Genomic DNA, 13,727 nt, shown 5'->3' with positions numbered 1-13,727 from the left:
GATTGGCAAATCGCCCTCACAAAACAAAACTTTTCGGATAGGCTCGATTCCCTAAAACCTAAATATGATTTCTTTCAAAGCACCGAGTAACATAGCCTTAGTAAAGTATTGGGGCAAAAAGGGAGAACAGCTCCCTGCGAACCCTTCTATCAGCTTTACACTCACGCATTGTTATACCGAAACTTCTATTGAATATGAACGTAGGAGTGAATCTTCTATTGCCTCAGGCGAACCCTTTTCATTCGATTTTAGCTTTGAAGGACAACCCCAACCTTCTTTTCACCCTAAAATCCACACTTTCTTCGAGCGGATTGTAGCTTACTTGCCTTTCTTAAAGGACTATCATTTTAGCATTGCCTCACATAATTCTTTCCCTCATAGCAGTGGCATTGCGTCTTCTGCAAGTGCAATGGCTGCCCTCTCAGTATGCTTAATGCAGATTTCTAAAGAGTTAGGAGAGACTTATACAGAAGAAGCTTTTTGGCAAAAAGCCTCTTTCTTGGCGCGCTTGGGTTCGGGTAGTGCCTGCCGAAGTGTGCAAGGCAGTATAGTAGTATGGGGCGAACACCCTGCCATTATAGGGAGTTCCGATGAATATGGTATACCCTATCCCCTCCCCGTTCACGAAGTTTTTCAAAATTATCAAGATACTATTTTGCTCATCGATAGAGGTCAGAAGCAAGTCAGCAGTACCGTAGGTCATAACCTAATGCACGGTCACCCTTTTGCTGAGGCGCGTTTTGCACAAGCCAATGAGAATATCAATAAACTTGTTAGAAGTTTTGCTTCCGGTGATGTAGAACGTTTCATAGAAGTAGTGGAAAGTGAAGCTCTCACTCTGCACGCAATGATGCAAACCAGTATTCCATATTTTATTTTGATGCGCCCCAATACGTTAGAAGTGATTCAGCGCATATGGCAATACCGTAAAGAAACGAATATCCCACTTTGTTTTACGCTCGATGCAGGGGCTAATGTACATCTGTTATACCCTAAAACTTCTACTACGGAAGTAAAATGGTTTATAGAAGAGGAATTAGCTCAATTTTGTGAAGGACGACAATATATTCACGACGAAGTACCCACTATTTAACCCGATTTCTTCTCCGTTGGTTTTAGTATCTTCCACAGCTGTAATCTGTATCTGTGCGAGACCTTCAGGTAGCTTGTTGCTTATTTGTTTGATTTGTAAAGATTTGTAAGATTTCTGTAGCGTAAGCTACACTTTTCTTACATCAAACTCACATTAAATAACAAATAATTGATTTTAGCCCTTTTTTTGATAATTCACATATTTGCTAATTGGCAAATTATTCCTACCTTTGCACAAATTTCTTAAACGAATGAACAAAACTGTTCTCATCACTGGTGCTACATCGGGCATAGGTAAAGAAACCGCCTTGCTACTTGCCTCCAAAGGCTTTTTGGTCTACGGAACAGCGCGCAATGTAGAAGGCAAAAACTTGCCTTTTCGTCTCTTGCCAATGGACGTGCGAAACGAAGCTTCTATCAAAGAAGCAGTACAGCAAATCCTCACCGAAGTAGGTCGCATCGATATACTCATCAATAATGCAGGTGTAGGTGTTACGGGTGCCGTAGAAGAACTCCCCGCTGAGCAGTTGCACAACGTTTTCGCTACCAATCTCTATGGTGCTATAACTGTGATACAGCAAGTCCTCCCAACAATGCGCTCTCAGGGAAGCGGACGTATCATCAACATTGCCTCTATTGCAGGTTATATGGGCTTGCCTTTTCGTGGAGCTTATTCAGCCAGCAAAGGCGCTCTCCTCCTGATGAGTGAAGCTCTACGTATGGAAGTTAAGTCTTTTGGTATAGAAGTCTGCACCATTTCCCCAGGCGATTATGCTACCGATATTGCTTCTCGCCGTTACCACACCCCTGTAAACGAAGGTTCTCCTTATGCTGAAGTCTATGAAAAACAACTCCGTCTAATGAACAAGCACGTCGATAGTGGTGGCGACCCCAAAGAAATGGCAGACAAAATACTGAAAGTTATCAATGCCAAACACCCAAAAGTGCATTACAAACAAGGTAGTTTCTTGCAGAAGTTCTCCATTGTCCTCAAACGACTCTTACCGAGCAAATCCTACGAGAAAATGCTAATGAAACACTATCAATTATAATTAATAACATTATGAAATTTTTTATTGATACAGCGAATTTATCGCAAATTCAAGAAGCCCAAGATTTGGGCGTGTTAGACGGCGTAACCACTAATCCGTCGTTAATGGCAAAAGAAGGCATCACCGGCAAAGCCGCGATACTAAAACATTATACTGATATCTGCACTATCGTAGAAGGCGATGTTTCTGCCGAAGTAATCGCCACCGACTATGAGGGCATTGTGCGCGAAGGCGAAGAACTTGCCGCTCTTCACCCTCAAATCGTAGTAAAAGTACCGATGATAAAAGACGGTATCAAAGCCATTAAATATTTCACCGATAAGGGTATCCGTACCAACTGTACACTGGTATTCTCAGCAGGTCAGGCGCTTTTGGCAGCCAAAGCAGGGGCTACTTACGTGTCGCCTTTCATCGGTAGACTCGACGATATCTCAACCGACGGACTTTCGCTCATCGAGGACATACGTCTCATTTACGACAACTACAATTTCGAGACTCAAATCCTTGCTGCTTCTGTCCGTCATACAATGCACATCCTCGAATGTGCCAAAATAGGTGCCGATGTGATTACCGCACCGCTCAACGCCATCTTAGGGCTTCTCAAACACCCCCTTACCGACAGCGGTTTAGCTCAATTCTTAGCCGATTATAACAAAGGAAATAAATAATATGTCACACATTACACACCCCTATTTTGGTACACTCGATTCCAATGCAATAAAAGAAGACGTTGATGTAATTTGGGAGCAAGAAGTTACCTTTCAGGAGCTCAGTACTCCTGTCGAATTTCATCTTTGGGCTGCTAAAGATCAAGAAATCAGTATTGAAAGGTTAGATTTGTTTGAGCAATTCATCAAACATTTCCCCGAAAAAGACCAAGAAGCACGCCAGCAGTTAAAAGCTTACTTAGAAGAAGATAGTTATTATATGGACTTCCATATAGAAGAATTGGATTTAGAAGTAGGCAACGATGTAAACTCCTTTGTTGCAGCGATGCAAACTCACCGTGTAGCTCTTTGGAATTGTTTAGACGAAGATATAGTAGTCGACTATATGATTGACCCCGAACAAAGCGACGAAATCCTTGCGGTACGTTTCAATATAGACGGCTCTTTTAATTCTATCGATTGGGAAAGCTAATTAGATTAACAACTATCTACAAATCAACTTAGCCAACGTTTCGAACTTTGGCTAAGTTTTTTATTTGCTCATTTGCTTATTAGTTTGTACTTTTGTCCCCTAACTACTATTCACTTTTCACTTATATGAACTGGATAACTGTAAAAGAATACGAAGATATTACGTATAAAAAATGTGATGGCGTAGCGCGTATCGCCTTCAATCGTCCTGAAGTGCGCAACGCTTTTCGCCCTAAAACTACCGCCGAACTCCTCGATGCGTTCAAAGATGCTTATGAAGATATCAATATAGGCGCCGTATTGCTCTCTGCCGAAGGTCCTTCTCCCAAAGACGGCGTATGGAGTTTTTGTAGTGGTGGCGACCAAAAAGCACGTGGTCATCAGGGGTATGTAGGCGACGATGGTTACCACCGCCTCAATATTCTCGAAGTGCAACGCCTCATCCGCTTTATGCCCAAAGTGGTAATTGCAGTAGTCCCTGGTTGGGCAGTAGGGGGCGGACACTCATTGCACGTAGTATGCGACCTTACCCTCGCCAGCAAAGAACACGCTATTTTCAAACAAACCGATGCCGATGTAACGAGTTTTGATGCTGGTTATGGGTCGGCTTATCTTGCCAAAATGGTGGGACAGAAGAAAGCCCGCGAAATCTTCTTCTTGGGGCGCAACTATTCTGCTCAAGAGGCTTTCGAGATGGGAATGGTAAACGCCGTAATCCCTCACGACGAGCTTGAAGCCACCGCTTTTGAGTGGGCGCAAGAGATAATGGCAAAATCGCCTACTTCTATTAAAATGCTGAAATTCGCGATGAACCTCACCGATGACGGTATGGTAGGGCAACAAGTATTCGCCGGTGAAGCCACCCGTTTGGCGTATATGACCGATGAAGCCAAAGAAGGACGCGATGCCTTCCTCGAAAAACGCAAACCTAACTTCGAAAAGAAATGGATTCCTTAACAATTTGCTAATTCAATATTATGACTGAAAAATTTACCTTAAAAGAAGATGCTCAAGGCAATAAAAATCCTATATTGCCAGAGGGAGTGAAAAACTACCTCATCGATATTGATGGTACGGTAGGCGAGGATATCCCCAATGAAGAACCCGAGCGAATGGCTACTGCCGAGGTATTTCCCGATGCCTTAGCACAAGTAAACAAATGGTATGACGAAGGTCACGTGATTTACTTTTTCACCTCACGCACCGAAGCTCACCGCGAAGTTACCGAGCAATGGCTCAAAAAGTACGGCTTTAAATATCACGGCATCATCTTTGGCAAACCCCGCGGTGGCAACTATCATTGGATAGACAATCACATCGTAAAAGCTACCCGCTATAAGGGCAAATTCACCGATTTTGTTCTCAAAGAAGAAACCGTAGAAGTGTTTAACGATTAGTGCGAGCCACACAGGCAATTTTCCTTTCGCTGGTGCGAGCTTGTAGCTCGTGCCAAATTGACAAATCGACAAATCGATAAATTATTATGATTCCAACAATGGCAGAACTCTCAGCTCGTGGCGAAACCCCCGAGGTACTCTTCTGGGTAGGCTGTGCTGGTAGTTTTGACGACCGCGCCAAGCGTATTATCAAAGCCTTTGCCCACCTCTTGCAAAAAGCAGGGGTGCGCTTTGCCGTACTCGGCACCGAAGAGAGTTGTACCGGTGACCCTGCCAAGCGCGCAGGTAACGAATTTCTCTTCCAAATGCAAGCAATGACGAATATCAAAGTGCTGAACAGCTACCATATTACTAAGATTGTAACCGCTTGTCCACATTGTTTCAACACCCTTAAAAACGAATATCCTGCCTTAGGGGGACACTATGAAGTCCTCCATCATACCGAATTGCTCAAAGCTTTGGTGCAGGAAGGCCGACTTACTATTGAGGACGGTGCTTTTAAAGGGAAACGCATTGTCTTTCACGACCCTTGTTATCTAGGCAGAGCCAACAAGGTGTACAATGCCCCGCGTGAACTCTTACAAAAACTCGATGCTGATTTGGTAGAGATGAAGAGTTGTAAGGCACGTGCTCTTTGTTGTGGAGCAGGAGGCGCTCAGATGTTCAAAGAAGCTGAAAAAGGCGATAAGGATATCAATGTTTTGCGCACTGAGCAAGCCCTTGAAGTGCACCCCAATATCATCGCTACCGCTTGTCCGTTTTGCAACACTATGATGACCGATGGTATAAAGACAAAAAACAAAGAAACACAAGTAAAAGTATACGACATCGCAGAATTACTTGAGAATAGTGAAAAATGAAGTTCCTTCTGCTCTATGAAATCCTCTACGTCCTACTGATAATCGCTATTTGTTTGCGCATCGTGTGGGACACCCGTTCGGTGAGTAAAGCCTTAGCATACTTGCTCTTGGTTATCTTTGTGCCTATATTGGGGGCTATCTTTTACTTCTCATTTGGTATCAACTATCGCAAGCATAAAATATACCACAAAAAGCTCACTATCGACCAATCCTTTCGTCAGCGATTAGAACATATCTATCCGCAGATACGTGCCCATCTAAACTCGCTTGATACTGCCTTCATCACTCCCTATGAAAAGAGTTTACGCTTCCTCTCGAACATAGAAGAACGCCTCTCTATTATCCCTAACGAAGAGGTAAAGGTGATATGCAACGGCGAAAACCTCTTCCCTGAACTACTCGACGCCCTACGCACAGCAAAGCACCATATTCATATAGAGTATTACATCTACGAGAATGACCACATAGGCAATGCCATTAAAAATATTCTTATTGAGAAAGTGCGGGCAGGGGTAGAAGTGCGCTTTATTTATGATGATTTCGGAAGTCAGGGCATTCGCAAGAATATAGTAAAAGAACTCTTAGCCAATGGTGTGCCTGCTTTCCCTTTTTACAAAATCAACTTTGTAAAACTCGCTAACCGTATGAACTACCGCAACCACCGCAAGATAGTGGTGGTGGACGGTTATACTGCTTTCGTAGGAGGCATCAACATCAGTGATAAGTACAACAACGATGAGCCTAATGCTCTCTATTGGCGGGATACTCACCTAAAAATACGAGGTTACTCAGCTCACGTATTGCAAGCGGTATTCTTACAAGATTGGAATTTTTGCAGTGAGGAAAACGTAGCTATCGATGCACCTTACTTCCCCATAGTCACACAACCCTACCCTACCGATTATTTTACACAAATCGTCTCTAGCGGTGCAGATTCTGACCTATCTAACATTCTCTTCGCTACCGTACAACTCATCTACGCTGCCAAGCGTGAAATCCTAATTACCACTCCTTATTTTATTCCCGACACTTCGCTACAAGAAGCTCTTATCATTGCGGCACTTAGCGGGGTAGAGGTGAAATTACTTGTTCCAAAAGAAGGCGACTCGGTGTTTGTACATACTGCCAGCGAATCGTTTTTTGAAGAATTGCTAAAAGCAGGGGTAGAAATCTACCGATACGAAAAGGGCTTTGTACACGCCAAGACTTTTGTGATAGACGGCGAAGTAGCCTCAGTAGGGACAGCTAACCTCGATGCACGCAGTTTCGATCTTAACTTTGAAGTGAATGCCTTAGTGTACAACAAAGAAGTTGCAGGTGATTTGCGCAGGATTTTCTATAAGGATTTGGAAGATGCAAGTTTATTAAGGTTAGAAACGTGGGAAAAGCGGAGTAAGTTCAAACAGCTTATAGAACGTATCGTGCGGTTGTTTTCACCCTTCTTGTAAGACAAAAAAGGCTTCCTTATAGGAAGCCTTTCGTTGGTCTACTAGGACTCGAACCTAGAATAACAGAACCAAAATCTGCTGTGTTACCATTACACCATAGACCAATCACATTTCATTTTTGCGGTGCAAAGGTACTGCTATTTTTCTAATCTGCAAATTTTTTAATAGTTTTTTTACGAAAAATCTATTAGAAACAAATAAAATACTTTATAATTAAGCAGTTAATTAGAGTTCTTTCCTAATAGTATTCTATTTTTTAACGAGTAAAAGCACTGATTCCTTCCCATTCTTCTTTCGTATTCCTTCATCTGAACTACACTCACTAAAAAGCCTCATTGCTGTGCAATGAGGCTTTTGTCATTCGTTAATACTCCAAGTTTCTTCTACTTCCCAATTGGCGCGGAGCTCTATGAGTTGCGGGAAATACCAGACTCGCTCGGGCTGGCGTTGTTCAAGGAAACTACCTGTGTCCCACTCTCGATTAGCATTCTTGTCCTCTATCAGCCGTAAGCGGAACTTACTGGGGTTTACGTTCTCGAACACATATTGCTCTTGTGGTTTTTCAACATAAAGCTCTCGCACTACTTCGGTAGCTTTTTCGTTGGTGAGTTGCAAAATAACAGGGTATTGCAGGGTCTTCTCATCGGTGTTGAGGTGTAGCTTAAAAATGGCTACTTCTTCGAGTTTTTTGGTATGTAGGTTTACTTTTAGCGTATCGTTCGTATGTCCAAAAAAGTCGGTGAGCGCATTAGGGAGTGCTTCTATGCGGTAGGTCTCGTCGTTCTTTTTATCGAATAGCACATAGTATTCTAAACGATTAGGAGCTAATTGCGTTTTAAACGGAACAGCTACTGCCGTAGAATCTTTGCCTGCAAACACTTTTAGCTTAGTGCTATCAGTCTTTACTATGGGGATATTACTCCTAAAACCAAAGTCTTTGTACATCGGCAAATCACCTGAAAAAAGGTTCTCTATCTGCAAACTGTCGTTCTTCATTTCCTTTATACGGACTTTAAACGTATCTATTTTTTTCTGTTTTGCTACTGTAAATACCAAAGAATCCTTCTGTTTAGGGCTATACCACAGGTTGAGCGTATCTTTCTTAGGGTCTTTGGAGACGGTATACTTAAAATCTTTACTCACTGGTGATATGGGCTTGATGCTTACACTATCGGTTTTACCTTCGAAGCCAAACTGTATGTGGTTGCCCGCCACTTGTGTAGGGCGGTGTGCTTTATAAGGAGGTACTTCTTTAAACAAACGCAATTTGGGATAGAAACCCTGTGGATTCCCCTTTAAATAGGCAACGGTGATAGGTTCTTCCATAAAGGCAATTTTGTCGTCTTTGGGATTGAACAGATAGTTCGCACTCTTCTCTTTCAGCGCAATGAGCTTGTATTTGCCTTCTTTAAGGTATTCGAGCACAAAGCTATCGAGACTATCGAGCGTATTGGTGACGTAAGTAGGTTGCGTTTTGTACACGAGCGAATCGTTATACTGCTCGTTATAGGGGTAGAGCATCACCGTTACAAAGTTATCGGGTTTAGGGGCAATGGCATCGGCAATATCACCTTCATACCAAAGCGAGTCGAGCGCATCGCCAGTGGAAAACACGTATTTAAAATCGGGCAAAGGATTGCCTTCGTTGTAATCCTGAATACTATTACCAAAGTTCAGCACGTAGGTAGTATTGGGTTTTAGGGTATCGATAATGTTTATTTCCAACCATTTCGAAGCTGAAGTAGGCGAAATAGTAGGGAAGGTTTTCATCGGGGGGGAGATGATAAGCTGTTTGCGCACATCTTTGGTAACCACAAACTCATCGAACTGCAAACGTATTTTCTTGCCGTGGAACTTCATTGCTCCCGACCTTGGCACCGACTGCAAAAGGACAGGTGCAGTAGTATCTTTGGGACCTCCTGTGGGCGAACCACGACGGGCGCACTGCCACAGCAGTAAGGCGATGAATATAGTGAGCAGTATGGGGAATCTATGTTTCATATAATGAGTTACAAGGTAATTTTTTGCAAAAGTAGTAAATAATTAGTGAATTGGCAAATTCAGCAAATAGTGCATTGACAAATCTATCCATTAATAAAAATGTTAATACTTGTTAAATGCTTGCGTTTTTTTCAGATTTAAGAGCTGAGTATCTTAAAACTTTTTAAAAACTATAAATATATAACAATCAATATATTGTCTTTATTTTTATATTTTACTTTTTAGCTACTTTAACCGAAGGTAAGATGAACCTAAGGCGAATCTAAACCGAAGCTAAGGCGAAGGAAAGGCGTTAGAAAACTGAATATCAAACGGGTAAAAAAGGCTGATTTTTTTTGAACAAATTGCAGGTAAAAGTGTTTTTTTAACAAAAAAACCGCAAAGTATTTCATCTGCAAATTGTCTATTCTGTTAATTAGAAATTATTCTTACCTTGTACCTCACAAGCTTTTCATTATTGAATTATTCAGTTTTACCTTTTAACTATAACGCTTTTGCTTTTAGAAAAGCACTTTATTAAATATGTTTTTGATGAAACTGAACAAATAGCCAAACTCTGCCTATTAACAAAAAAAACCTCAAAAAGAAGGTGAGACTTGTAAGTAAAATTAGGGAGAAAATTATTTGTCGTTAGAAGAGTTCCACTAAAACCTGATAGTTAAACCCTAACCTCTTTTCTTCAACATTCCTTTTAAGAAGCTGAACAACAAATAGAAGAATAACATTGGTACAATCAGTTCGCCGAGTGACACTAAACTAATAGTAGCGTTCTTGTCCCATAAACTTTTGAGGAAATGATATAGGTTCTGTGGAAAGTTTAATATAGAATGTGGGTTTTTAAATAGCACATAATACACAAATAGTACAATAAAACTATAGCTTACTAAACCGTAGACTAATAAGAGAAAATCTATTTTTGCCCACTGTACCTTTTTACCTTTGATCATTCTGAAAACATCACCTATTTTGCGGAAAGAGTGTTGCAAAAGGTTAGGTTTATTTGTAATATCTGAGAGTATCCAATAGCCATCGCTTCTGAGAAATGGATTGAGGTTAAAAAAAGTATGTAAACAAACAATAATAGCAATGAGGGTCAGACTTATTTGTCCTAACAATAACCCTACTAATGAGAGCAAAGTACAGAAAATGATTTCAAAATACATTCCTGCACAATTTACTACCACCCGTTGCCATTTCTTGAGTCGCCATACATCAGTAACATCGGCAAAATAAACGGGAGTAAATAGGTAGAAACCACCGCCAATTCCTCCGTGTTCTGCTCCAAAATGGCTTGCTGCAGTAGCGTGCCCCAATTCGTGAAAAGTAACACTTATAGCTATTACCACCAAAAAGAAAATAACACTTTCTTGCACTTTAAAACTCTTATAGCCGTCTAAAAGTAAATAAAGCTCTGTACCTATCACCATTGCACAGACGAATAAGATAAGCCAAGCTATTTTCTTACGAAAAAGAAAATGTAGTGAAGGGGTGATTTTGGCAATAAAACGCTTGCTAAAAATGATAAAACTCAGTTTGAGATAGGAAGGTTTTTGATAAGGTTTTAGTTGTTCTTCTTCGCCTACTAAGAGTCCATACTTCGAGAGTTTGTCGTAAAAAAGAAAGTGCAGAGCGCTTACCGTAAGTTTCTTTTCAGATTGCTGGTTGTGTAGTTCACATATCTCTTGAAGAGAGCGCTCATTGTCAATGAGTGAAAGGAGGTTATAAGTGTCTTTATTGATTTTCAAATAATGCTTATGCAGAGTGTTACATAGAATAAACTCGTTATCACTGAGTTTATTGAAAGTAATAGAGGGATTAATATGTGGAATTTTGTTTTGCATTAGAAGCAAAGGGCTTTAAGGGCGTAAGCAGTAGTGAGTGTCTCGCTTTTATAAGGTTCGTACACTTTAGGTTTGATAAAGTTCATAGCTTCCCACCCTCCTAAGATATTTTGAGTAGTAAGCAATTGTTCTTGCAGGATTATAGCAGTTTCATCAGTGTTGAGCCCCACTGTTTTTAAAGTGAGTAAAGCCAATGCTATAGAAAGGGGTTCAGTAGGGAGATGGGTTTTGATATAATTGACAGCACGCTGTATCTGGTTTGTATATTGCTCACCAAAGCATTGCAACAAGCGCACACAAACGTAAGTACCGTAATAATTGCCGTAATACCAACGACTCTCCCAATAACCTTCTTCTTTTTGTTGAGAGAATAAATAACTAATTCCTTTTTGGATAACAGATAAATAGGCTTTTGGATCATAAAGATAGAGCACATACAAGAAGTTAGCTACTACCTCCACATCGGGACCTGTGCCCCATTTGCTTTCGTTGAAATACTGTTGTTTTTGCTGTAAAGGTGTTAGGTTGTGCTTGGGGAGTATCCACGTTTCAATGCCTCCATTCGCACAAGTTCTACTATTGATAGCAGTATCAATGGCTTTTTGACAGTGCTTAGCAATCTCATCTTTTTTGCCAATATGAATAAAGAACTGCATTATTTGCGCCAAATCGTCAATATCAGGAGCTATTTCTTGTACAGAGGGGAAGTATTGCCAAGCACCTACTTCGGGATTGATACGCTCCATAAAGTAGTGGTATTCCTCCTCAAAGAAAGATGTAATGGGCAACCGGTATCTTTGAGCAATAGTGTACAAGCAATCGTCTAATAGTGCACGCTGAAAAGTATCGGAGGTATGTACCTGACAAGTGTTCTCAAAGCCTTCGGCATTACCTAAGTACATAGTATGTTTCAGCTCAGCGTAATGCTGACGGAAATCTTGCTCTATAAAATCCAAGCCTTTGTGTATGCTCTCTTCTTTTACTGCCGAAAAATTGAAAAAAGGAGCAGTGTTTCGTTCTTTTTTAAGAGCAAGAGTGGTTTTTAGTACAGCCAAATAACCTTCGGTAGTTTCCAAATAGCTTTGGATAGTGCTAATCATCTGCTCAATAGTTTGCAACCACCCGCTGGGAATATTCAGCTCAGTTACTACAGCTTTTGCCTTTTCAAACTGCACAATAGCTTCTTTTAGCAAGTCTTGTCCCACGCCTTTTACAAACAAATATTTGTGAAGAGTGTTAGGCTCGTGTTGTGCTTCTGCAAAATCTACCTTTTGTTGTAACTGATAGACCGCCCAATTGAATTGCCCACGGCGTACATCACGTGCAAAATCCTTTACATCGTCATAGAGCTGAAACCCTACTGAAAAATAGCGATGTGACAATAATAATTTTTCGTACACAGCCTTGTTTTGAGTGTTGCTTTGTACCCAAAGGCTATCTATAGCTATTTTGCCAAAAGCCGACTTATCATCTGCTAAATTGCTATATTGCTCAAACGATACCATAGGAATAGTGAGCAGGTGTTTTTCGATTTTTATAGCCTTAAAATACTCCGCTTTGCGCTGTTGCCATAGTTCCCAAAAAGACGATTTATAACCATAAATACTCGTGAGGATTTTAATTGTTTCCTTGTTAACTACGGGAAAATAAGCGTAAAACAACGCAGGATAATGCTTATATTTCTCGGTAGTAGGTATTATGGTTATTGGTTTATAAAATCTTGTTCTTCTTTAGTAAGTAAAAACTTGGCTTCACCTTGTTTGTGAGGGGTAACGTATTCAAAGAAAGGTTTTTCTACGTCTATTCTGTCATTCTTTTTAATTTGTCCTTTTGTTACTCCTGTTCGCAAGAAAGATTGCTCTGTTTGAAGATTATCTCTTTTGTTATTATATTCAATACCTCCTTTAGCTTTTACATAAAGACTGCTAAACAATAATTTGTTCTTATAATTACTGAAAGTAATATCTAAGGAGAAATTATCTGAGATAGATTTAAAGGGAATTTTACTTTCCTTTGAAACATTTTCACTTACAGAACGCTTGGTATCATTAAAAATAATACGTTTCACTGCATTAGTGTGATTATCAAAATAAATAACCGAATTAGTTAATTTAAGACTGAGCTCTTTTTTGATAACAATGTCTGCATTAAAAGTTACCTTGGTATGCTCAGTGTCTTTTTCAACCTTTTTAATTTCAATATTCTCCCCATAATACTTTATGAAAGATAAATAGCTGTTAGGATAAAGATATTGAAATAGGTTTTTAGGATCTAAAAAAGCTCCTTGCGTTTTAGTTGTTCCTTTTTTAATATGTGAATAATCAGTATTTTTAAGTGCAACAGCCAACTGTTTATCTAATGTTTCTTGTGGGATAAATAGATATTGTTTGAAGTACCAATTTAACTGTACTTGATAAAGCCGTGTAAGAGTATCATTTCTTATAAACTTTTCTCTATAAGTACATTCTAATGTTTTAGCATTAGTTTCATAGAGCTTTTTATAATTATCTAATACATATCCTACTTGTTTTTTTAAGTCAAAATTATAGATAACTACCTCATCAAGCAAAATTTCTTCAGGAGTTAAATACAGAGTGCTGAAAGAAGTGTCTTTATTTATAACTAATCTCTTTGTTGTATAACCTACACAACTTACAATTAAGCTATCTTCTATGCTAAAATCTATTTTTGCTTTACCCTCTTCATTAGTAATTGTTCCTTTTTCAAGATTAGGCAGATATAGATGCACATTGCTAATAGGCTGTTTGGTTGTATTATCCAAAACATTTATAATCTTCTGTTGTGCAGCAAGAAATTGAAAAGAAATTAGTAGTAAAATTGTTGTTATACGTAATTTTAGTTTCATAAGTTTGTTATGTTAAATGTTTAGATATTAT

Annotated in this window: 12 protein-coding genes and 1 tRNA gene; 8 read left to right on the top strand and 5 right to left on the bottom strand. The window is 39.8% G+C overall.

What is annotated here, in order from left to right:
- The first annotated feature begins 64 nt into the window (after positions 1-64).
- The 8 genes from HMPREF9072_RS02325 to cls all read left to right on the top strand — a co-directional run bounded on the left by HMPREF9072_RS02325 (position 65) and on the right by cls (position 6,988).
- The gene (locus HMPREF9072_RS02325) at positions 65-1,093 is read left to right on the top strand and encodes a diphosphomevalonate/mevalonate 3,5-bisphosphate decarboxylase family protein (protein ID WP_009410328.1); all 1,029 of its coding nucleotides are present in this window, start codon (positions 65-67) and stop codon (positions 1,091-1,093) included.
- A 250-nt stretch (positions 1,094-1,343) separates the two neighbouring features.
- A complete protein-coding gene (locus HMPREF9072_RS02320; RefSeq protein ID WP_009410327.1) occupies positions 1,344-2,144 on the top strand; it encodes an SDR family oxidoreductase in 801 nt (266 codons plus the stop codon).
- An 11-nt stretch (positions 2,145-2,155) separates the two neighbouring features.
- Positions 2,156-2,812 carry a fructose-6-phosphate aldolase gene (gene fsa, locus HMPREF9072_RS02315; protein WP_009410326.1) on the top strand — a complete coding sequence of 219 codons (657 nt, stop codon included), beginning with the start codon at positions 2,156-2,158 and terminating at the stop codon, positions 2,810-2,812.
- 1 nt (position 2,813) lies between these two features.
- The gene (locus HMPREF9072_RS02310; protein WP_009410325.1) at positions 2,814-3,284 is read left to right on the top strand and encodes a DUF2004 domain-containing protein; all 471 of its coding nucleotides are present in this window, start codon (positions 2,814-2,816) and stop codon (positions 3,282-3,284) included.
- Positions 3,285-3,409: 125 nt separating this feature from the next.
- Positions 3,410-4,240 carry a 1,4-dihydroxy-2-naphthoyl-CoA synthase gene (locus HMPREF9072_RS02305; protein ID WP_009410324.1) on the top strand — a complete coding sequence of 277 codons (831 nt, stop codon included), beginning with the start codon at positions 3,410-3,412 and terminating at the stop codon, positions 4,238-4,240.
- 20 nt (positions 4,241-4,260) lie between these two features.
- Positions 4,261-4,680 carry a hypothetical protein gene (locus HMPREF9072_RS02300; RefSeq protein ID WP_009410323.1) on the top strand — a complete coding sequence of 140 codons (420 nt, stop codon included), beginning with the start codon at positions 4,261-4,263 and terminating at the stop codon, positions 4,678-4,680.
- Positions 4,681-4,766: 86 nt separating this feature from the next.
- Positions 4,767-5,540, top strand: coding sequence for a (Fe-S)-binding protein (locus HMPREF9072_RS02295; protein ID WP_009410322.1), 774 nt, complete (start codon positions 4,767-4,769; stop codon positions 5,538-5,540).
- Positions 5,537-6,988: a cardiolipin synthase gene (cls, locus tag HMPREF9072_RS02290; protein WP_009410321.1), complete on the top strand. Its 1,452-nt coding sequence runs from the start codon at positions 5,537-5,539 to the stop codon at positions 6,986-6,988. Before HMPREF9072_RS02295 ends, cls begins: the two co-directional genes overlap by 4 nt.
- A gap of 33 nt (positions 6,989-7,021) precedes the next feature.
- On the opposite strand, the gene HMPREF9072_RS02285 is transcribed toward cls, so the two are convergent.
- From HMPREF9072_RS02285 to HMPREF9072_RS02265, 5 genes are all read right to left on the bottom strand, one after another.
- Positions 7,022-7,092, bottom strand: a tRNA-Gln gene (locus HMPREF9072_RS02285).
- 253 nt (positions 7,093-7,345) lie between these two features.
- Positions 7,346-8,989 carry an Ig-like domain-containing protein gene (locus tag HMPREF9072_RS02280; RefSeq protein ID WP_009410320.1) on the bottom strand — a complete coding sequence of 548 codons (1,644 nt, stop codon included), beginning with the start codon at positions 8,987-8,989 and terminating at the stop codon, positions 7,346-7,348.
- A gap of 665 nt (positions 8,990-9,654) precedes the next feature.
- Positions 9,655-10,830: a M50 family metallopeptidase gene (locus tag HMPREF9072_RS02275; protein WP_009410318.1), complete on the bottom strand. Its 1,176-nt coding sequence runs from the start codon at positions 10,828-10,830 to the stop codon at positions 9,655-9,657.
- A complete protein-coding gene (locus HMPREF9072_RS02270; protein ID WP_009410317.1) occupies positions 10,830-12,491 on the bottom strand; it encodes a prenyltransferase/squalene oxidase repeat-containing protein in 1,662 nt (553 codons plus the stop codon). The genes HMPREF9072_RS02275 and HMPREF9072_RS02270 overlap by 1 nt, the downstream gene beginning before the upstream one ends.
- 41 nt (positions 12,492-12,532) lie before the next feature.
- Positions 12,533-13,696, bottom strand: coding sequence for a carboxypeptidase-like regulatory domain-containing protein (locus HMPREF9072_RS02265; RefSeq protein ID WP_009410316.1), 1,164 nt, complete (start codon positions 13,694-13,696; stop codon positions 12,533-12,535).
- Between the last annotated feature and the right edge of the window lie 31 nt (positions 13,697-13,727).

Source organism: Capnocytophaga sp. oral taxon 324 str. F0483 (assembly GCF_000318315.2).
In the GTDB taxonomy this organism is placed as follows: domain Bacteria; phylum Bacteroidota; class Bacteroidia; order Flavobacteriales; family Flavobacteriaceae; genus Capnocytophaga; species Capnocytophaga ochracea.
Note: the sequence above shows the minus strand (reverse complement) of the source record. Positions and strands in the feature narration are given on the sequence as shown.

Excerpts from the sequence above, each read along its gene's own strand:
- HMPREF9072_RS02325 (WP_009410328.1), top strand. The coding sequence starts at position 65 with ATGATTTCTTTCAAAGCACCGAGTAACATAGCCTTAGTAAAGTATTGG.
- HMPREF9072_RS02320 (WP_009410327.1), top strand. The coding sequence starts at position 1,344 with ATGAACAAAACTGTTCTCATCACTGGTGCTACATCGGGCATAGGTAAA.
- fsa (WP_009410326.1), top strand. The coding sequence starts at position 2,156 with ATGAAATTTTTTATTGATACAGCGAATTTATCGCAAATTCAAGAAGCC.
- HMPREF9072_RS02310 (WP_009410325.1), top strand. The coding sequence starts at position 2,814 with ATGTCACACATTACACACCCCTATTTTGGTACACTCGATTCCAATGCA.
- HMPREF9072_RS02305 (WP_009410324.1), top strand. The coding sequence starts at position 3,410 with ATGAACTGGATAACTGTAAAAGAATACGAAGATATTACGTATAAAAAA.
- HMPREF9072_RS02300 (WP_009410323.1), top strand. The coding sequence starts at position 4,261 with ATGACTGAAAAATTTACCTTAAAAGAAGATGCTCAAGGCAATAAAAAT.
- HMPREF9072_RS02295 (WP_009410322.1), top strand. The coding sequence starts at position 4,767 with ATGATTCCAACAATGGCAGAACTCTCAGCTCGTGGCGAAACCCCCGAG.
- cls (WP_009410321.1), top strand. The coding sequence starts at position 5,537 with ATGAAGTTCCTTCTGCTCTATGAAATCCTCTACGTCCTACTGATAATC.
- HMPREF9072_RS02280 (WP_009410320.1), bottom strand. The coding sequence starts at position 8,989 with ATGAAACATAGATTCCCCATACTGCTCACTATATTCATCGCCTTACTG.
- HMPREF9072_RS02275 (WP_009410318.1), bottom strand. The coding sequence starts at position 10,830 with ATGCAAAACAAAATTCCACATATTAATCCCTCTATTACTTTCAATAAA.
- HMPREF9072_RS02265 (WP_009410316.1), bottom strand. The coding sequence starts at position 13,696 with ATGAAACTAAAATTACGTATAACAACAATTTTACTACTAATTTCTTTT.